The organism is Rhabdochromatium marinum (assembly GCF_016583795.1).
GTDB lineage: Bacteria > Pseudomonadota > Gammaproteobacteria > Chromatiales > Chromatiaceae > Rhabdochromatium > Rhabdochromatium marinum.
The window spans coordinates 1-18,436 of record NZ_NRRS01000072.1; the positions used below are offsets into that span (position 1 = coordinate 1).

General features: G+C 59.9%; 18 protein-coding genes and 1 pseudogene. 13 read left to right on the forward strand and 6 right to left on the reverse strand.

Going from position 1 to position 18,436, the window contains the following annotated elements:
- A partial coding sequence (locus CKO36_RS19405) for a hypothetical protein (RefSeq protein WP_207161490.1) occupies positions 1-189 on the forward strand: 189 nt, incomplete at its 5' end.
- Between the two features lie 51 nt (positions 190-240).
- Here CKO36_RS19405 and CKO36_RS20515 read toward each other — a convergent pair.
- The gene (locus CKO36_RS20515) at positions 241-519 is read right to left on the reverse strand and encodes a MarR family transcriptional regulator (RefSeq protein WP_200285374.1); all 279 of its coding nucleotides are present in this window, start codon (positions 517-519) and stop codon (positions 241-243) included.
- Between the two features lie 20 nt (positions 520-539).
- Between CKO36_RS20515 and CKO36_RS15465 the strand changes: the two genes are divergently transcribed.
- Both CKO36_RS15465 and CKO36_RS15470 read left to right on the forward strand, forming a co-directional pair.
- A complete protein-coding gene (locus CKO36_RS15465) occupies positions 540-836 on the forward strand; it encodes a UPF0175 family protein (RefSeq protein WP_242469657.1) in 297 nt (98 codons plus the stop codon).
- Entirely contained in the window at positions 833-1,327 is a 495-nt protein-coding gene (locus CKO36_RS15470) for a PIN domain-containing protein (protein WP_200285376.1), read from the forward strand. The genes CKO36_RS15465 and CKO36_RS15470 overlap by 4 nt, the downstream gene beginning before the upstream one ends.
- Before the next feature lie 510 nt (positions 1,328-1,837).
- Here CKO36_RS15470 and CKO36_RS15475 read toward each other — a convergent pair.
- Together CKO36_RS15475 and CKO36_RS19890 are read right to left on the reverse strand one after the other, a co-directional pair.
- Positions 1,838-3,883 carry a CHASE3 domain-containing protein gene (locus CKO36_RS15475; protein WP_200285378.1) on the reverse strand — a complete coding sequence of 682 codons (2,046 nt, stop codon included), beginning with the start codon at positions 3,881-3,883 and terminating at the stop codon, positions 1,838-1,840.
- 200 nt (positions 3,884-4,083) lie between these two features.
- Positions 4,084-4,665: a hypothetical protein gene (locus CKO36_RS19890; RefSeq protein WP_242469662.1), complete on the reverse strand. Its 582-nt coding sequence runs from the start codon at positions 4,663-4,665 to the stop codon at positions 4,084-4,086.
- Here CKO36_RS19890 and CKO36_RS19895 point away from each other — a divergent pair.
- Together CKO36_RS19895 and CKO36_RS15490 are read left to right on the forward strand one after the other, a co-directional pair.
- Positions 4,609-5,375 (forward strand): annotated as a pseudogene (locus tag CKO36_RS19895) (ISL3 family transposase). The gene CKO36_RS19890 and the pseudogene CKO36_RS19895 overlap by 57 nt on opposite strands.
- Before the next feature lie 142 nt (positions 5,376-5,517).
- Positions 5,518-6,702: an ISAs1 family transposase gene (locus CKO36_RS15490; RefSeq protein WP_200285389.1), complete on the forward strand. Its 1,185-nt coding sequence runs from the start codon at positions 5,518-5,520 to the stop codon at positions 6,700-6,702.
- On the opposite strand, the gene CKO36_RS15495 is transcribed toward CKO36_RS15490, so the two are convergent.
- Complete coding sequence (locus CKO36_RS15495; RefSeq protein ID WP_242469658.1) at positions 6,618-7,397, reverse strand: ABC transporter permease; 780 nt, start codon at positions 7,395-7,397, stop codon at positions 6,618-6,620. The two genes, CKO36_RS15490 and CKO36_RS15495, sit on opposite strands and share 85 nt — an antisense overlap.
- Before the next feature lie 113 nt (positions 7,398-7,510).
- Here CKO36_RS15495 and CKO36_RS19900 point away from each other — a divergent pair, with 113 nt between their 5' ends.
- Positions 7,511-8,374: a DUF1186 domain-containing protein gene (locus CKO36_RS19900; protein WP_242469659.1), complete on the forward strand. Its 864-nt coding sequence runs from the start codon at positions 7,511-7,513 to the stop codon at positions 8,372-8,374.
- Positions 8,375-8,480: 106 nt separating this feature from the next.
- Here CKO36_RS19900 and CKO36_RS15505 read toward each other — a convergent pair whose 3' ends face one another.
- Both CKO36_RS15505 and CKO36_RS15510 read right to left on the reverse strand, forming a co-directional pair.
- The gene (locus CKO36_RS15505) at positions 8,481-10,430 is read right to left on the reverse strand and encodes a methyl-accepting chemotaxis protein (RefSeq protein ID WP_200285391.1); all 1,950 of its coding nucleotides are present in this window, start codon (positions 10,428-10,430) and stop codon (positions 8,481-8,483) included.
- A 139-nt stretch (positions 10,431-10,569) separates the two neighbouring features.
- On the reverse strand, positions 10,570-12,624 hold the full coding sequence (locus CKO36_RS15510) for a heavy metal translocating P-type ATPase (RefSeq protein WP_242469660.1): 2,055 nt from the start codon (positions 12,622-12,624) through the stop codon (positions 10,570-10,572).
- A 129-nt stretch (positions 12,625-12,753) separates the two neighbouring features.
- On the opposite strand from CKO36_RS15510, the gene CKO36_RS15515 reads away from it, so the two are divergent.
- From CKO36_RS15515 to CKO36_RS19905, 7 genes are all read left to right on the forward strand, one after another.
- The gene (locus CKO36_RS15515; RefSeq protein ID WP_200285395.1) at positions 12,754-13,173 is read left to right on the forward strand and encodes a MerR family transcriptional regulator; all 420 of its coding nucleotides are present in this window, start codon (positions 12,754-12,756) and stop codon (positions 13,171-13,173) included.
- A gap of 104 nt (positions 13,174-13,277) precedes the next feature.
- Positions 13,278-13,424 carry a hypothetical protein gene (locus tag CKO36_RS15520; protein WP_200285397.1) on the forward strand — a complete coding sequence of 49 codons (147 nt, stop codon included), beginning with the start codon at positions 13,278-13,280 and terminating at the stop codon, positions 13,422-13,424.
- Between the two features lie 243 nt (positions 13,425-13,667).
- The gene (locus CKO36_RS15525; RefSeq protein ID WP_200285399.1) at positions 13,668-13,958 is read left to right on the forward strand and encodes a hypothetical protein; all 291 of its coding nucleotides are present in this window, start codon (positions 13,668-13,670) and stop codon (positions 13,956-13,958) included.
- Positions 13,945-14,667 (forward strand): hypothetical protein, encoded by a 723-nt coding sequence (locus tag CKO36_RS15530; protein WP_200285400.1) that lies wholly within the window; start codon positions 13,945-13,947, stop codon positions 14,665-14,667. Before CKO36_RS15525 ends, CKO36_RS15530 begins: the two co-directional genes overlap by 14 nt.
- 5 nt (positions 14,668-14,672) lie before the next feature.
- Positions 14,673-16,658, forward strand: coding sequence for a GGDEF domain-containing protein (locus CKO36_RS15535; protein WP_200285408.1), 1,986 nt, complete (start codon positions 14,673-14,675; stop codon positions 16,656-16,658).
- A gap of 352 nt (positions 16,659-17,010) precedes the next feature.
- On the forward strand, positions 17,011-17,952 hold the full coding sequence (locus tag CKO36_RS15540; RefSeq protein WP_200285410.1) for a choice-of-anchor A family protein: 942 nt from the start codon (positions 17,011-17,013) through the stop codon (positions 17,950-17,952).
- Between the two features lie 226 nt (positions 17,953-18,178).
- The gene (locus tag CKO36_RS19905; protein WP_242469661.1) at positions 18,179-18,352 is read left to right on the forward strand and encodes a heme-binding protein; all 174 of its coding nucleotides are present in this window, start codon (positions 18,179-18,181) and stop codon (positions 18,350-18,352) included.
- The last annotated feature ends 84 nt before the right edge of the window (positions 18,353-18,436 follow it).

Consider the following 18,436-nt stretch of genomic DNA (forward strand, 5'->3'; position numbering starts at 1 on the left):
GGCACTGGCAAGCCTTCCGATGCTGTTGCAGGCGGCTTGGATGCGCGCTTCAGCTTCAAGCATGGTTCCGCTGAGATCGATCGTGACTTGAAAAGTCGCCTGATGACCGTCGATGTTAATGAGTTGCGCTGTTATGGCCAAGCCCTCTTTCTGCGTTTGGATGATGGGCTAAGCATGGCTCATGATTGACATCATTGAAAGGCGGCACCCGTTCCTTATCTACTGGCCGACCTTGGATTGTCATCGTTCAAGCAGAGGTTCAGCTGACTGAGTTGCAGTTTCGGGCAAAGTGCGGCCTCTCTGGTCAGGCGTGGACCGATCGCCGCTCCCTTCTCGGTCAGACTGACTGAGCCGGACGCCCCGTCGATCCTCGTTGCTTTGCTCCCGTCGGATCAGCCCCAGATTTTCCAGACGATCCGACATCCGTGTCATGGAGCCCGTGTCGTAGCGCAAGTTCTGGCAGAGATCGGCCGCCGTCGTGTCGATATGATAGACCAGGGCGACCAGCAGGCTCGACACCCGTCAGCACGAGCCGCAGAATGATGCTCGCCCGTTTTGCCCGTCAGGAGCATAAGATGGCCTTAGCCCAGATCGATATTCCACAGGACATATTGGACTCCGCCCGTTTGTCGCCGGATCAGCTCAAACAGGAGCTTGCGATCAGTCTCTACGCACAACGGCGGCTTTCGATCGGTAAAGCGCGCGAACTGGCCGGGATGTCCCTGTGGCGGTTTCGGCAATTGCTGGCATCGCGAGAGCTACCCGCTCACTATGACGAGGTGGATTTGCTCGAGGATCTGGACACCCTATCCAATTGGAACCGCTCGTCGTCATGAGGCGCGTGGTCAGCAACACGTCTCCACTGACCAATCTCGCCGCGATAGGCCAACTCCATCTGCTGCAAGCGCTGTTCGGACAGATCGACATTGCTCAAGCGGTCTGGGATGAGTTGAACGCCGACGGCCGGTCCTGGCCCGGTCGCGATGAGGTTGCGCGGTCAACCTGGATCCGTCGCCAAGCACCCAAGAATCGCGCGCTGATTCGTGCCTTGCAGCGGGATCTCGACCCGGGCGAATCCGAGAGCATTGCGCTCGCGGTCGAGTTGGGAACGGATCTCATTCTGTTGGACGAACAGGATGGGCGTCGACTCGCGCAGCAGCAGGGATTGAAGCCCATGGGCGTCGTCGGTGTCCTGCTGTTGTCGAAGCAGCGCAGCATGCTGCAGACCGTCCGACCCTGCCTCGATGCGCTGAGGACCGATGCCGGTTTCTGGCTGAGTGATTCGGTGTATCGGCTCGCGCTTCAGAAGGCGGGGGAATCGCCTTGAATCAGCCGATCATTCAGGTTGCGCCGACGCCGGGGCGCAGGCCATGGTGGTCAACCGCGGGCTGTTCAGCATCCGCGCCACGGTCGATTCGGCCGCGATCCAGAACGACCCCACATTCGCGCAGCAGAGATGCTTGATTTCAAGACCCCGGTTTCGCGGTTTCGTGTGACCCCGGTTTCGCAGGTCCGCGATCGAAAATAAATGTTTTTAACATTGCAACGAAAACTCAGGGGATAAATCCAGCCTTACGCCGCGATCAAACAAGGAATGTGTACGAGACTGGTTCGAGATATGGGTAAAGGGATGGCTTATAGTGGACCCCATGTCTAGGACAGTTTTTCCCTGAATTTAAGTTGTGCTTGCCACTTCGGTCTCAGCGGTTTGGCGCTGCCCCAGTTCCGCTACAGGTTTGCGGATCGCCGCTGCCAATCCCTGGCTTTGGCAGCGCTGGCATCCATGAAATCAGCCACTTAAATTCGGACACGAAATGGCACCTTAAAAGGGCTGGGCTTACAGCTTAAACTTCGAAACCTCATCATTCAGTTTGGTTGCAATTTGCGACAGTTCTTCTGTCGCCTGAGCGATCTGGTTTGCCGCAGTACCCGTCTGCTCGGATTGGTTACGGATTTCGTTGGCTCTCTCGCTGACTTCGGTAGACGTCGCACTTTGTTGCTCAGCTGCACTTGCGATCTGGGTGATCATGTTGGTGATATTCTGGACGGCAGACTGAACATCGGCCAAATCCTGTTCAACCTCTTTGGTCTGTTCAGCGATTCTCTCAGATTGTTTCTGCCCGGCGCCCATACTCTGGACAGATGTTTTTGTTTTTTCTTGAACAGCCACGATCATTTCGGCTATATCCGAGGTCGAGCGCTGGGTGTTCTGGGCGAGCGACCTTACCTCATCGGCAACAACAGCAAAGCCCCGACCATGTTCACCGGCACGCGCTGCTTCAATAGCTGCATTCAGAGCCAGAAGGTTTGTCTGCTCAGCGATACCTTTAATAACATCCAGAATCTGGGAAATACTGTTGGCGCTTGATACAAGCCCCTGAATCTCGGTGGAGGTTTCTTCCAGCGTTTTAGACAGGTTTTGCATCTCGAATGCCACAGCCTGCATTCTTTGATTGCCCCTATCCACGATTGCGTTTGCCTGTGTGGCGGATTCGGCAGCAGCTCCGGTGTTTTGGGCTACTTCGGCGGCTGTTGCCTGCATTTCGTCAATTGCAACGGCAACCTGATTGGTCGACTGTTGCTGTTCCTGGACACTTTGGCTGGTCTGTTCCGCAATGGCAGCGAGTTCCTCTGCTGCGGCGGACTGGGTTTTTGAGAAATCCCCGATTTTCACCAGAATGATTTTCAAACGCTCCGACATGTCACGCATAGCCGCGTAGATGCCGGTCTCTTTACCGGTATTCGAAAGCTCGAGGGTCAAGTCTCCGTTGGCAATTTTTCGGGAGATTCTCTCAAGATCTGAGGGCTCCCCGCCTACCTGGCGAAAGATGTTCCGGACAATCAGAAAGCCAACGATTGCTACGACGAGCACAGACAGAGCTGTACCACCGAGAGTAATGGCTATGGTCTGTGAGGCGAGGCTGGATGCCTCCTGGCGGCGAACATTGATGAGTTTGGCTTCTTCGCCAATAAACTCGTCGATCCCTGCACGGATGGCATCCATGGTGCGTCTACCGGTGCCTTCTTCAATCAATGCCGTGACATCGTCCATGGTGGCTGTGACCTGGTTCATCTCACGACGAGATTCGATCTCTGGAATGGCGGCCTCTGTTCTCCAGCCTTTCGCGTTACTAAGTGCCACTGAAAGGGTTTTGGTAATTGACGAGGTGTCGTAGGCGGCCTGCTTCAGGTGATTGCGAAGTTCTTGCACTGTACGTTCAAAAGCCTCTTTTCCCGCATTGAAAGGCTCTAAGGAAGCTTCCTGCCCGGACAGAAGAAATCCTCTTTGTCCCGTCTCCTGATTGACCATGGCCAGAAGCAGGTCCTGGGCCATTGAAAGCGCTATCTGGTCATTGACGGAAAACAGTCTGTCTTCAAGATCTGAGAGATTTGCACGGAAGCTGTCAAACATCTCCTTACCGACCGTTCTCGAGGATAGTTCTTTGAATCTTCTGGTGGTTGCTTCATTTTCCGCAACCTTCCTGCGCATATTGATTTGCGGTTTGGCTACTTCGCTGTGCCATTTCTGTTCCAGGCGACCGATACTCTCAAGTCGCTTAACTTGCGAAGGATTGTCGCTAACGGTTTTCTTTAGGTTGGTAAGGGTCTCATTGAATTTCTTCTGGCCATGGATATAGGGGGGCAGAAACTCCTCAGTTCCGGCAATCAGAAATCCGCGCATTCCGGTTTCCATGTCTGTCATGCTGCTGCGCAACGATTCGCCCTCTGTAATGACATCATTGGTATGGTCAACCCAGCGGTTGGCCTCCATAAGTGCTGTCATGCTGGCATAAATGGTTACTGCGATAATGACGAGCACGAGTAACGGTATTGTAAAACCAGCTGCCAGTTTCGTGCTCAACTTTGCTTCGTTGAATGCCATTTTCAGATTCCTTTGGGACGATGAAACCTATTTCTGAAATGGTCAGAAAAATTATTAGAGTTGTACCGGTACTCGACTTTGGCCATTTTTGCAGCGCTCCAGCGGGGTGCCTGAAAAATCGTGAGGGCAGAAAACTAGGGCTCTCCCGGATCTTCTGGGATTATGATATCTTGAAAATCAGTGGGTTGCGAGTCGCGCCTTCATGAAATCTCATTCGAACGCCGTTGATAATGATGTTTGACACAGAAACCCTCCAGACGCTGCTGAACCTGCCTGATATCGCCATTGACCGGGTTGTGCTCGCCGAGCGCAAGACGCTGAAGATTTATGTTCACAGCACCTTGGAAGGAACCGAGTGTCACCGGTGCGGCAAGCCAATCGATCACGATTACGGTTTGGGTCAAGAAATCACCCTGCGTCACTTGTCGTTGTTCGATTACACGACGGTGATTGTGCTCCGCCCGAAGCGCTATCAGTGTCGTCATTGCTCGGATCGACCGACGACGACCCAAACCCTGTCGTGGTATACGCCTCGGGCGTCGGTCACCAAGGCCTTCGAGCAGCAAATGCTGCTCGAACTGATCAATAGCACGCTCGAAGATGTCAGCCTCAAGCACGCCATCGGCGTCGACGTTCTGCAAGGCATTCTGGATCGCCGCCTGGACCCCGAGGTCGACTGGGACAGCATCGATCGTCTGGAGGTCATTGGCATCAATGAGATTGCGTTGAAGAAAGGGCATCGGGATTTCGTCGCGGTCATCAGTGCCTACGTCAACGATCAACTACGCGTCCTTGCGCTGCTCCCCGAGCGGACCAAGGAGGTCGTTGAGAAGTTTTTTCGTCGCATTCCCAGCGTTTACGGCGCACTGTCGGGGTCGTCTGCTCCGACCTGTACGCGGGCTTCATCCGTGCCGCCAAGGCGGTGTTCGGCAAACGGATACGGATTTGCGCCGACCGGTTTCATATTGCGCGTCTCTATCGCGAAGGGCTCGAAACACTGCGCAAGCGTGAGCTCAAACGGTTGCGCAAGGCCTTATCGAAAGACGAACTCGCCGACCTCAAAAACGTTCATTGGGTCTTCCGCCGCAGCCGCAACGACCTATCGGCTGACGAGCGTCGGCTGCTCAATCGCCTCTTTAGCCACTCACCGAAACTGAAAGAGGCCTACGACGCCTGCGAAGCCCTCACGGCCATCTATGAGAGCCGTCTGTCAAAAGGGCAAGGTAAGCGCAAGTTGCGCGGCTGGATCCGCCGTGTCACCAACCGCAAGCTGACGTGCTTCAATCGCTTCATCGGAACGCTGAATACCCATTTCGAGGAAATCAGCAACTATTTCGTGAATCGACAGACCAGCGGCTTTGTCGAGGGTTTCAACAACAAGCTCAAAGTGCTCAAGCGCCGCTGCTACGGGATTCTGAACCTCAAACACCTGTATCAGAGAGTGTACTTGGATCTCAACGGATATGCTGATCTTGGGGTCTCCCGGTTGTGAATCAAGGCCCCAACGTCTTACTAAACCGCGACACCGCCAGCATCAGGGCAATTGCATCAAAATATTAGCGAATACTACTGGAGCATATCGATAGGGTCTGTATTATTCGCCCCCCGTATTTGCCGATGATTTGCTGCCGCCGATGCCTGACATGACCCTGGACCGCTCTCTGATGACGCATTTTTCGACGCTTGAAGACCCGCGCTGCACGCTCAAGCGGCGTCATAACCTGTTGGATATGATCGTGATTGCCATTGCGGGGACCCTCTGCGGAGCCGACGGCTGGGTGCAGATCGCGCAATTTGGGCGTGCGAAAGAGGCGTGGCTGAGGCAATTTCTGAAGCTGCCCAACGGGATCCCCTCGCACGATACGTTCGGTCGTGTCTTCAGTCTGCTGCAGCCCAAGGCGTTCGAGGCGTGCTTTCGCGACTGGGTCGAGGCGATCCGGGAGGTCGTTCTGGGTGAGGTCATCGCCATCGATGGGAAGACCCTGCGTCGCTCGCATGATCGGGGCAAAGGGCTGGCGGCGCTGCATCTGGTCAGTGCGTGGTCGACGGCCAACCGGGTGGTGCTCGGACAGGTCGCCACCGAGGCGAAGTCCAATGAGATCACGGCTATCCCGCAGGTCCTGGCGCTGCTGCAACTGAAAGGATGCATTGTCACCATTGATGCCATGGGCTGTCAGACCGCGATCGCCAAGCAGATCGTGGGCCAAGGTGGGAAGTATGTTCTGGCGCTCAAGGGCAACCAGGGCACCTTGGCCACCGAGGTCGAGGAGGCGTTCATCGAGGCCGATGCCCGAGAGTACGCGCAGGTCGCCTCTGAGGTCCTGGAGACTACCGAGCAGGGGCATGGGCGGCGTGAGATCCGCCGCTACCGCACCCTCGGTGATCTCTCGGGCGTGCCGCGCTGCGCCCTGTGGGAGGCGATGAACATGATTGGGATGGTGGAGTCCGAGCGCGAGGTCCACGGCAAGACCACATGCGAGACACGCTTCTATATCGGCTGCATCGGCACCAACGTGGAGACCTTCGCGCGCGCCGTGCGCGGGCACTGGGGCGTGGAGAATCAACTGCATTGGAGTCTGGATGTCTCCTTCAACGAGGACGCTTCCCGGGTGCGCGACCCCGAGGCGCGCGAGAATCTGGCATTGACTCGGCGCGTCGCCCTCACGCGCTTGCAGCACGATGACACCAAGCTCGGCATCCAGAGCAAGCGCCTCAAGGCCGGCTGGGACGAGCGCTATCTCGCCAAGTTGTTGTTCGAGGCGCCGAAGATATCTCCACAAAAGACCGCCTCCAAGGGCTCGAATATTAGAAAAACATGATGCGATTGACACCCTGCCGCTAGCATCAACGTAACCCCCGCAAAAACAATCAACGCCACCACCTCCCCAGGCATATCCGCCAAGCTAGCCCCGCGCAGCATGATCCCCCGGATCATCCGGATGAAATGGGTCAGCGGCAGCAGCTCGGAGAAATACTGGGCGGCCTTGGGCATGCCGGCGAAGGGGAACATGAATCCCGAGAGCAGGATCGAGGGCAGGAAGAAGAAGAAGGTCATCTGCATGGCCTGGAACTGGGTCTTGGCGGCGGTGGAGATGACCAGGCCCAGGGTCAGGTTGGCGGCGATGAAGAGCAGGGCGGCGAGATAGACCTGGTAGAGCGCGCCCCTTACGGGTACGCCGAACAGCAGCATGCCGAGGGCCAGGATGATGCTCACCTGCACCAGCCCGATGAGGACGTAGGGGATGATCTTGCCGAGCATCAGCTCGATGGTGCGCACCGGGGTGTTGATCAGCAGCTCCAGGTTGCCGCGTTCGGCCTCGCGGACGATGGCGACCGCGGTGAAGAGCACCATCGTCAGGGTCAGGATGACCCCGATCAGACCGGGCACGATGTTGAGCGCCGAGCGCCGCTCCGGGTTGTAGAAGTTGCGGACCTCGAAGACCGGCTCGCCGCTCGGCTTGTCTGCTGCCGTGTCGTAGTCGAGCCTGATCTGGGCGAGCTGGCGGGCCGCCATCAGGACGACCGGGTCGGTGCCGTCGGCGACGATGCGCCCCCGCTGCAGGATCGCCAGACGCTTGCGTGCCCGAGTCGGTCTCGGTCATTCAACGGTCATAGAGCGAAGTGAATATGAATATCGAAGACATCAAACAGCAACTCGAAACCATCGATCGCACGTTCCCGGAGGCTGCCGTGCGTGCCGCAGTGGAGCAGAGGGAGGTGATCACTCCGGTCCTATTGGACTGCCTTCGATCGGCGGCCGATGACCCATGGAAGGTTGCCGATACCCAAGGCGCCATGCTGCATATGTATGCCCTGTATCTCCTGGCGCAGTTTCGTGAGCGGGCCGCCTACCCGCTGGTCGTGAAGCTGTTCTCCGCGCCTGGCGATCTCTGTTTAGATCTGGCCGAGGATTTTGTGACCGAGGATCTGTATCGAGTGCTAGCCTCGGTATGCGGCGGCGATCTAGACCCGATCAAGGGGATGATCGAGGATCGCGAGGTGAACGAATATGTGCGGAGCGCCTGCATGCGGACTCTGGTCGCTCTCGTCGACTGGGGTGAGCTGGAGCGCGAGCCTGTCATCGAGTATTTCCGGTCGCTGTTCAATGGCAAGCTGGAGCGCGACTCGGATTTCCTTTGGGGCGCGCTTGTCTCGGCCTGTTGTGACCTGTATCCGGAGGAACTGTTGCCCGAAATCGAGCGCGCCTTCGCCGACGGTTTGGTCGATACCTTCTTCATTCAGATGGACAGTGTCGAGCGGGCGATGGCCGAGGATAAGGATCAGGCGACGCGCTCGGCCAAGGAAAAGGGGCCGATCGAGGATACGGTGTCCGAAATGAACTGGTGGGCCTATATCCGGGATACCCCCAAGGTTGCCAAACCCGCTCCGACGTTTGTACCGCACACGCCGATCCAGTCGGTCAAGGTCGGCCGCAACGATCCCTGTCCCTGCGGGAGCGGAAAGAAATACAAGAAGTGCTGTTTGCAGTGACGGGCGCTCGGAATCGGCGCAAGGAACCCATGGCGCGAGTGGACTTTGGGACGGCTGAACGGTCCGTTCAAACGTGACGCGTATGGGATCCTTGGGTGGATTCCATTTAGCGGGATGTGTTTTCTCTCCGGTCCGTCTCCAGCCGTGTCCGCTCAACCTGGAAGAACGCGATCGTCTCTCTGAGCAGCGCGGCTTGGGCGCTCAGTTCCTCGGCCGTCGCGGCCAGCTCCTCGGAGGCCGAGGCGTTTTGCTGGGTCGTCTCTTCAAGCTGCCCCATGGCGTCGTTGATCTGTTGGATGCCGGCGGTTTGCTCCGCCGATGAGGTTGATATCTCGGCAATGAGGTTCGCGGTCTCGATGATCCTCGGCACCATTGCTTCGAGTCTCTGCCCGGCCTCTTCGGCGACGGCGAGGCTGCCCTTGGCCAGATCGCTGATCTCGCGCGCCACCGCGCCGCTGGTTTCGGCAAGTTTGCGCACCTCGGCCGCGACGACCGTGAATCCCTTGCCGTGTTCGCCCGCGCTCGCCGCCTCGATGGTGGCGTTGAGCGCGAGCAGGTTGGTCTTGTAGGCGATGTCCTCGATCTGCGACACCTTGCCCGCGATGTCTTTCATGGCCGTGACCGTGCGTGCGACGGCCTCGCCACCCTGACGCGCCTCATCGGCGGTCTGGCGCGCGACTTGGCTCGTCGATCGGGCATGATCGCTGTTCTGCTGAACCGATGCCTTCATCTGCGCGATACTGGCGGAGGTCTGCTCGACGCTGGCGGCCTGTTCGGTTGCGCCCTGGCTCAATGATTGAGAGGTTGCACTGACCTCGCCCGACGCCGAGGAGAGGTTGTCCGCGCCGGTACGGACATCCGTGACGATTTGTCGCAGTTGCACGATCATCTTTGCCATATGGCTTGCCAGACTGCTGCGGTCGTCCTTTCGGAGTGCGATCTCTTGTGTCAGATCGCCGTGCGAGAGCTGTTGGGTCACCATGGCCAGATCGGCCGGTTCTCCGCCGAGCTGGCGTAGGGTGCTGCGGATGATGAGCCAAGCGAGCAGGGTGCCCAAGGCCAGCGAGATCGCGGCGACGATCAGTTGCAGCCATTGGGTTTGCTGGCCGTCCTGATTGAGCACGCCCTGGGTTTGGGCCGAGTGCTCGGCCACCAGTTTGGCGATGTTACCCAATCTCTCCTGAACGCGATGCAGCTGGGGAAGCGTCTCGTCGTTGTAGATGGTGGCGGCCTCGCGAACTCCTTGCATGCGCTTGTGTGCCTGCTCCCGTGCTTGCTTCAGCCCCTGTTGGACCTCGGTCAGGGCGGGCTGTGTCCGGCTGACGAAGATGGCGCGCGCGCCGGCCGGTTCGCCGCGCTCCAACATCGCCGTTAGGTCGCGCGCGCTGGCATGCAGTGCTTGGTGAGCGGACTCGATTGCGGTGAGGGATCGGTCGATCTCGGGGTAGGTGGCGCGGAAGGCGGCTCGCTCGGGGCCGTAGAGGAATCGTCCGAGCGGACATTGGGTGTGATCGGTTTCGACATCGAGTCTGGTGGACTGCTCGAGCAGCGCCGTCTCGATTTTCGATGCCCATTTCAGGTGCCCGAGTTCGAGGTCCTGGATGCGCTCGACGAGCCGAGGGTCGACCTCGCGATAGACCTCGGCAATCTTGGCCGCCGAGGCATGCAAGCGGCGGTGCGGCTCATCGATCGCCTCCAGGTCGGGGGCGATGGCGGGGAATCGTTGTTCGGCCCGTGCCTTCTCGGCACTGAAATACCAGCGGCCGAAGGCGCATTGCTTGGGGTCGAGCTGAACGCTCAAATGGTGGACGTTGCTATCGAAGACGAATGCGCTGAGCTGGCCGGCCCAGGTCAGATGGTCGATCTCGCGCCTTGCAAGTTCGGTCCTGAAGTTATCGTCCCGAACCACATCCTTGCTGAGCCCCATGAGACGCGAGAGACCGAGACTGCCCCAGATGGCTGACAGCGTCATGAGCAGAAGAACGGTCCCGAAGCCAAGGGCAATCTTGGTTCGAAGCCGGATGCCTGTCGCCTGAGAGGTCGAGTCGTGCTTCATCGTGTGCCTGTCAGCGTCGCTACATACACAGAGTATTCGCGATTCTCGCCAATATCCTGGACCTCGGCAAACACAAAGAGTCTGCGGTGTCGCCATGAATTATGGATGGCGATAGGCCATTCCCTTGGCCCAGTGCGCATCAATCGGTGCAGGCGCAGCTGCCGCAGCTGTGTGCCTGGGCATCCTGTCGGGGCGTCGGTTGCGTCGGTTGCGTCGGTTGCGTCGATGCAGGCTCAGGCTCGATGACGCGAACACGCAGCAGCCGCAGTGCGTTGGCCGTCACCAGTACGGTCGCCCCGGTGTCGGCGAGCACCGCTGGCCAGAGCCCGGTGAGTCCGATCAGGGTGGTGACCATCAGCCCCAGCTTGAGCCCGACGGCGATGGCGACGTTTTGGTGAATGACCCGCAGGGTGCGGCGCGCGAGCCGGACCATGGCGGCGACGTCGCCGACCCGTCCGTGCAGGCTGGCCGCATCGGCCGTTTCCAGCGCCACCTCGGTGCCGCCGCCCATGGCGATGCCGATCTCGGCGGCGGCCAGCGCAGGGGCATCGTTGATGCCGTCCCCGACCTTCGCCACCCGCTCGCCGACGTGCTGTAACTCGCGCACCAGCCGCTGTTTGTCCTCGGGCAGCAGTCCGGCGTGGGCCTCGATCCCCAGCGGGCCGGCCAGGGCCTCGACCGCCGGGCGCTGATCGCCGCTGAGCACCAGGCTGGAGATCCCCAGCCGTTCGAGTGCCGCGATCCCGGCGCGGGCGTCCTCGCGCGGGGCGTCGTGCATGGCGATCAGGCCGAGCGCGCGTCCGTCCTCGATCAGCACCGAGAGGCTGCGACCCAGGGCCAGTTGGGGCTCGGCGGCCTCGATGAGCGCACTGTCGTCGTCGAGCCGTTCGCGTGCCGCTGCGAGCGAGCCGAGGAGACAGTCATGGCCCGCGATCTGGGCGCTCACACCCTGTCCCGGCAGCGCTCGGATCTCATCGGGCGCGGCGGGCGCGATCCCGGCCGAGGCGGTATGGGTGAGGATCGCCCGCGAGAGCGGATGGGCCGAGCCTGCGCTCAGTGCTGCGGCGCGCTCGAGCAGCTGCTCGCGGGTCCCGGCGAGGACGATCACCTCGGTGACCTGGGGCCGGCCGAGGGTCAGGGTGCCGGTCTTGTCGAAGGCGACGCGACTGATGCGCGCCAGTCCTTCGAGCACGGCGCCCCCCTTCATCAGCAGCCCGTGACGGGCACCGGCGGCGAGTCCGGCGGCGATCGCCGCCGGGGTGGAGATCACCAGTGCGCAGGGGCAGCCGATCAATAGGATGGCCGCGCCTCGGTAGATCCACTCGGACCAGATCGCGCCGAGGAACAGCGGCGGCACCACCGCGACCAGGGTGGCGAAGACCACCACCAGCGGGGTGTAGACGCGAGCGAAGCGTTCGATGAAGCGCGCGCTCGGCGCCTTGCGCGCCTGCGCCTCGCGCACCAGGCGGGCGATCCGGGCGATGGTGTTGTCGGTGGCGTCGGCTGTGACGCGGATGCGCAGCCGACTTTCGAGATTGACGCTGCCGGCGAAGACCGCCTCGCCCGGCTGCTTGACCTGGGGCAGGCTCTCGCCGCTCAACGGGGACTCGTCGACCCCGCCGATCCCCTCCAGCACCTCGCCGTCGGCTGGGATGCGCTCGCCCGCGTGGACCTGGATGCGGTCGTCGACCAGCAGTCGCTCGGCGGCGATCGTCTCCAGCGAGCCGTCCGCCGTCTCGCGCTGGGCGCTGCGTGGCAGGAGTTCGATCAGGGCGCCGATCCCGTCGCGCGAGCGCCGTGCCGCCACGCCTTCGAGCGATTCGCCGACCTGGAACAGGAACAGCACCGCCGCCGCCTCGGCCTCGGCGCCGACCGATACCGCCGCGAGCGCGGCCAGGCTCATCAGGGTCTCGATCGAGAGCGGACTGCCGAGTCGAGCCGAGGTCCAGGCGCGCCGGGCGACCGGGATCAACCCGAGCAGCACCGCCGCGAGAAAGATGGGCCGCTCGAAGGCGGGGAACAGACTCGCCGCGCCATAGGCGCAGAGCATGAGCGCACCGGTGCCCAGTGTGAGCAGTCCCTGACGGCTGCGCCACCAGGGCATTTCGGGTGCCGGTCGGCTGTTCTCGGGCGCGGCGCAGGACGTCGCGCAGGCTCCGCAGTCCATCCCATCGACCCGCAGCCGGGTCTCCATGGGTGCGGATACTGCTGTTTCGATCGCTTGAGTTGGCATGAGTCGATTCACCTCGCTCGATAGTGCTTGAGTCCTGATTGAGGAGGCTATAATCTCTAGTCACTAGAGCATCAAGTGAGAATCAGTCCCATGTTTGGAATCGGCGACCTCTCGCGGGCGACCGAGGTCAAGGTCCCCACCATCCGCTATTACGAGGAGATCGGCCTGCTGCCCGCCCCGGTGCGCACCGCAAGCAACCGTCGGCGCTATCCGCCGGAGGCGGTGCAGCGTCTGCGTTTCATCCGCCACGCGCGCGAGCTCGGCTTCGACATCTCCGCCATCCGTGATCTGCTGAGCCTGAAGACCGACGACGGACCCAGTTGCCACCAGGCCGACGCCATCGCCCGCGCCCATCTCGAACAGATCGACCGGCGCATCGAACGGCTCAGCGCGCTGCGCGACGAGATCGGCCAGATGCTCGCCGACTGTGCCAGCCGTGCCTGCGACGATCAGTGTCGGGTACTGGAGGTGCTCAGCGATCACGGTCACTGCCGTCATCGAGAGCATTGAGTCCGGCGCAATAGCGCAGCGTATTGCGCCGTATGCCTACCGGCTGATCAGAAAGCCGCTTGAGACCATGACACTTGAGGCCATGAAGCGGCGCAATTGAACTAATGCATTTTGCCGTCAACCGTTCAGTCGACAGCGCCGAGCGGACCAAGGAGGCGGTCGAGGTCGCGGAGCAGGGCGCGGTCGCCGAGGAGGTCAACCGCAACGTGACTCATATCTCCGACCGCCGATTAGACCGGGCACGATGTTGAGCGCCGAGTGTCGCTCCGGGTTGTAGAAAAGAATAAGAAATCCAATACGCCCCGAGAGACTGTCCAGAAAGGGCAATCTCTCAGCCTTGAGCCGGAATTCGAGTTTGATCAACGCCCTCACAATGCTCGATCAGGTGCATTTTCGAGGTTGACCTCGTTCTCAACGACCCATAGTCTGCGCTTTGACACCCGTTCTAGAGCTTCAGGGTGGCTTGGATGTCCTCTCCTTAAAGAGATCCTGATATGGCTGTATCTGGCGACACTCATCGGCAAACGGCCACCGCGCTGGTAAGCGGTATGCGGGCAACACCACGATCGATTTCTGCACGCGGACCGGCGCTCTTGATCATCTTCTGGGTACTGGCGGTCTGGCCAGTATTGCCGGTCCTGGCCTTGGATGAGCCGTTTCTCGACGCGGATGCTCATCAGTTATTGGCCGCCATGGCTGACGAGGTCGAGCACCTGCGTTGGGTGATGGGGGGGGCCGATAGCGGGCCATGCGCCGATCAAGGCTCATCAGGTGTCCACACATGAGGTCTACTTCCAAGCCCTCACTCTATTGGAGAAGACCAATCGACTTTCCTTTGAGCTCATCCGCGAGCGCGCCCTTCCGCCCGCCGCGTCGACGAACGAAATCCGCTCCGAAGACGTCCGCGAAGTGCTTTCCGCCGCCCTTGGGCGCATCCGCACCATCCAGCAGGTGTTGGGCGTGGGCCGCGATCCGGTGCTACCCCCGCCTGCCCCCCAAGGCACCGAAACAGACCTGTTCATGGGCATTCTGCACACCAACCGTCAGGTCAATCTGTTGCTCGACCGCCGCTATTCACCCTCGGATGTGTTCTGGCAAGTCACGGTCGCCGTGAGCTTTGCCGACGCTATCCTGGCTCAGGATCCAAGTTCCGGACCGCCCCCGGCCGCGCCCGAGTTTCAGGCTGGCAAGCGGCCCGCCGATGTTTTTGGGCGCTTGGTCGCCTGTTACGCGCTCGTGCACCGCATCGGTGACCGCCTGGGGCTGCACATGCTCGAGCTTACGGTGACACCGGTCGGGGAGTATGAGATTTTTCCAAGCGATGTCTACGATATTGCCTCTTTGCTGGTTTCCGAACTGACCTATATTCACCAGCATTTGCCTGAGGCCCCGCCGCCGCAAACAGTCTACCGTTATGGAGGAAAGTTTCCCTCTGACGTATTTCAGCGGGCTGGCATCCTGCTGCGCCAATTGCTGCTGATCCTGGCGCGCTGAGGGGCATGGCAAGCCGGTTACAGACGGGGGGCGTGGTGTTGCCTCAGCCCGCAAGAGGCTCCACCACACGCTGGCGCGTGGGCGGCATTGGCCGCAAGTTGCTGCTGTCGCACGCGACCATAGCCGCGCTTGGTATTGCAGCGGTTCTGCTGTTGATGGTCGCCCTGGGGTGGATGCGCGCTCGGGTGGTCGAACTGGCTGACACCCAGACACCTGCCGCCTTGGCCACAGTCCGGATGTCTCTTGGTCTGCAACGTTCCATGAACGCGTTGCGCAGCGGCATCCTGCTCGATGACTCCCATTACCGGGTCGAGTGGGCGCGTGCCTGGGAAACCGAAATCATGCCTGCATTCGAGACCCTGCAGCAACTCGGTTCCATCTGGGAGAAGGACGCGGCGACGGAACGGCTCGAGCCCCTGGCTCGCGATCTATGGACATTGCAACGTGCCCAGTGGTGGATCGCCGAAGCCGCACAGTCGTCGGAGAACGAGCCATTGCGGGCCTTGCATGCGCGGCTCATCGAGCCCCTGGTCGCTCCCATCCTTGAGGCATCAGTTGCTATGATCGGACTGGCCGACAAGCATGCACATGGGCAACCTGCGCGCGATCCTGCCGAACTCAACAGCCTGTATGCGCATTTTCTGCAGACCTGCTTGGCGCTCTCTCGTTTCCTCGACACGCCTGATCGGGTTACCTACTCCGAGTTGGAGCGCTACCAGGCAGCCACCGAGGACCATCTTGCGGGTATCCTGCGCCAGCAGGCGTTGATGACACCAGAGCAGCGCGAGATCTTGCCCTGGCTGCGCCGCGAGCTAGGCGCTTGGAGTGACGGGCTGCGCGCACTGCTGAGCTTCTACACGCGGCAGGGATCTGCGGCGACTCTAAGCGTTACGGAACAACTCCTGCGGGAGCAGGCCATCCCTCTCAACCACGCCATTAACGCGCGGCTCTCGCGCCTTTCCGATGACCGCATCGCGGCGCTGAACCGAACTACCCTTGAGGTATCCTGGATCACTCGAGCGCTGTTCATCCTGGCCGCGGTGCTTGCGCTTGGGCTTGCGTTGCTGACGCTGGTCTTCTCGGTGCGCGCCGCTGGGCGCATCGTGCGGCCCATTGCACGCTTGGCGCGAGCGGCTCGCGCCTTGGCGGCCGGAAATCTCGTGGAAGATCTGCCCGCCGAATCCTGTGACGAGGTCGGTCAGCTGACCCAGGCATTCAAGCTCATGCGCAACGAACTTCTCGAGAATTACCGTTCTCTGGCCTCGGCTAACGAGACCCTGGAGCAGCAGGTCGCTGAGCGCACGGCGGAATTGGAAGCCCGACGCATGGAGTTGGAGCGGGCCAATGCGCAGTTACAACAGCTGTCTCAAGTGGACGAATTGACTGGATTGTATAATCGACGCCATTTCGATGCCAGGCTGCGCGACGAATGGGCCCGCATGCTCCGCGATCACGGTTCTCTCAGTCTCATCATGGCTGATCTTGATCACTTCAAGCACTACAATGACAGCTACGGTCATCAAGCCGGTGATGCCTGTATCCGTGCCGCCGCTCACTGTCTGAAGGAAGTAGCCAATCGCAGTTCGGATGTGTGCGCCCGTTATGGCGGGGAAGAGTTCGCGGTCATTCTGCCAGAAACCGACGCAGCTGGCGGCCAAGCCATCGCCGAAGCCATCCGGCGCAGGATGCTTGCTCAACAACTGCCCCATGCGGTCGAGTCGCGCGTGATGACCATGAGCCTTGGAGTCGCCACGATGATTCCTACTCGTGATGGCGATCCGTCGTCTCTGCTGCGCCTAGCCGACCAAGCGCTTTACCGCAGCAAGGAGCAGGGCCGTAACCGTGTCACGACGGTCGATGTGCTCAGCGGTGCGGCCGCAGCTTTGTCCGACCAAGGCGCGCCTCCTGCGATAGAGGCATCTGAAGGCGAGCGCTCGATCCTGGTGCTGGCCCCGGAGGCAACCTTGACCGGACCTCCGGCCATCACTTAGTGTCCAGTCCCGGAGGATTATTTACCAAAGAGAAGCCATCCCGCCAGCAGGGTCGAACAGCTCATCCCACGACGATGGAAGCAGCCCTGCGACAACCCGCTGAGTTTGCAATCTTATGAGGCGATTCATGTATGATCCATCCCCTAAGCCCTTATATATGGAGTCGTGATGCCAATAATCTCTCGCTTCGCGAGACAGCAGACCGCTGCTAGCAGGGCTTGAGCGGTTTGGTCACACCGACTTATGGGAAGGTGATGGCTATCGTCTGTCTGATTTCATCGTAGGGCGGCTCACGGAATGGTTGAGCTCCCTCTCTCTGAATTCCTTTATTCCACAGTTCTAGGAGAAAAAAATGCGTACCATAACTGTGCTTGTCGCCTTATTGCTTGGGTCGGCCGTCACTTCCACGCATGCTGGGTTAGTCGGGCCGGCCGCTGCTTACAATGCATTTGTTTTTGGTGACTTCACCAGCTTAAGCGGTGATGCGGTAGGTAATTTGGCAGCAGGCGGTGATGTGAACTTGCAAAGTTATAACGTCGCATCCGGTATTTCCGGCAGTTCTGCCCGCTTGGTGGCAGGCGGTACTGTAACTGCAAAGAATGGCGGAGTCGGCGATGGCCAAAACGGTACTATTTATGCCGGTAGTACCCCTCAATTGACTAACTTTACTGCTAGAAGCGGTGTTCAACCGCAAAATTTGGTGGACTTCGATAGTGCGGAGAGCCTATACCAAAATCTGTCAAGCAGTTTGGGAACATTAGCTGCGAACGGTTCAAGCAGTGTTAGTCATGGCAGTCTCACCTTGACCGGTACCAATACTGACCTGAGTATTTTCTCGGTCAGCGGTGATGATTTGACCAACACCAACAGCATCGTTATTGATGCTGCTGCGGGTTCGACCGTTTTGATCAACGTCATCGGTTCTGGTCAGATTTTCCAGAAGGGTCAAGTGTTTTTGAACGGTGTTGATTCGGCTCATATCATTTATAATTTTAGCGATGCTACGACATTGAGTCTGGCAGGTAGCAAAAACCCATTGGGCACCGTATTTGCCCCCTTTGCCGACGTGACGGGTGGTTATGGTGCCTTAGACGGTCAATTGATTGCGAAATCCTTTAACGGCAACATTGAATTCCATAATGTTTCATTTGAAGGAAATCTAACCACCGCCCCGATACCTGCAGCCGTTTGGCTATTTGGCTCCGCACTTGGTCTGGTTGGCGGCATAGCGAGAGCAGGCAGAAGACCGAAGCGTGAGGCAGGGGTAGTCTCGGTTAGGCATCGGTGCGAGTGACTTTCCACAACAAGCACTCCGGCACATTGCCCCGTCGGCGACCGCTCACCAGTAGCGCAAAAATGTGACGATGTCTGACATCATGGTAACGCATCCTGACACCAAGGCTGCTATAGGTTATTGAGAAGTTACGTGAATTGGTAGTACGCCAAACGGCACTCAGTGCCGGCTTTTCGCCGCTCGCGGGTACATTTTTGCCAAGGAACGCGAGGGCGAACGGGTGGCCATGACCGCCCCGGTCACACAGTGGTCAGTTCGTTTCATCATGCCCGCGCGCTACGACCTCGACTCGCTGCCGGCCCCTGCGCGTGACGATGTCCGGCTGGAGCAGATCCCGGCGCGGCGCACGGCCGTGGTGCAGGGCGAGCGCGTATTAATCGTCAAGCAGCCAGGATCTTAGCGCGATAGTCGTCGTCCCAGGCGGCCTTGCGACGTTTGTGCGCCATGCTGAGCGAGGAGCCTTCCTTCTCGAGTAGGTTGACGC

Bases quoted from the DNA above. Each gene is read 5' to 3' on its own strand.
- CKO36_RS19900 (WP_242469659.1), top strand. From the start codon at position 7,511: ATGAATATCGAAGACATCAAACAGCAACTCGAAACCATCGATCGCACG.
- CKO36_RS15495 (WP_242469658.1), bottom strand. From the start codon at position 7,397: ATGGCGGCCCGCCAGCTCGCCCAGATCAGGCTCGACTACGACACGGCA.
- CKO36_RS15470 (WP_200285376.1), top strand. From the start codon at position 833: ATGAGGCGCGTGGTCAGCAACACGTCTCCACTGACCAATCTCGCCGCG.
- CKO36_RS19905 (WP_242469661.1), top strand. From the start codon at position 18,179: ATGACCGCCCCGGTCACACAGTGGTCAGTTCGTTTCATCATGCCCGCG.
- CKO36_RS15515 (WP_200285395.1), top strand. From the start codon at position 12,754: ATGTTTGGAATCGGCGACCTCTCGCGGGCGACCGAGGTCAAGGTCCCC.
- CKO36_RS15520 (WP_200285397.1), top strand. From the start codon at position 13,278: ATGCATTTTGCCGTCAACCGTTCAGTCGACAGCGCCGAGCGGACCAAG.
- CKO36_RS15505 (WP_200285391.1), bottom strand. From the start codon at position 10,430: ATGAAGCACGACTCGACCTCTCAGGCGACAGGCATCCGGCTTCGAACC.
- CKO36_RS15540 (WP_200285410.1), top strand. From the start codon at position 17,011: ATGCGTACCATAACTGTGCTTGTCGCCTTATTGCTTGGGTCGGCCGTC.
- CKO36_RS15510 (WP_242469660.1), bottom strand. From the start codon at position 12,624: ATGGAGACCCGGCTGCGGGTCGATGGGATGGACTGCGGAGCCTGCGCG.
- CKO36_RS15475 (WP_200285378.1), bottom strand. From the start codon at position 3,883: ATGGCATTCAACGAAGCAAAGTTGAGCACGAAACTGGCAGCTGGTTTT.
- CKO36_RS15465 (WP_242469657.1), top strand. From the start codon at position 540: ATGATGCTCGCCCGTTTTGCCCGTCAGGAGCATAAGATGGCCTTAGCC.
- CKO36_RS15490 (WP_200285389.1), top strand. From the start codon at position 5,518: ATGCCTGACATGACCCTGGACCGCTCTCTGATGACGCATTTTTCGACG.
- CKO36_RS15535 (WP_200285408.1), top strand. From the start codon at position 14,673: ATGGCAAGCCGGTTACAGACGGGGGGCGTGGTGTTGCCTCAGCCCGCA.
- CKO36_RS15525 (WP_200285399.1), top strand. From the start codon at position 13,668: ATGGCTGTATCTGGCGACACTCATCGGCAAACGGCCACCGCGCTGGTA.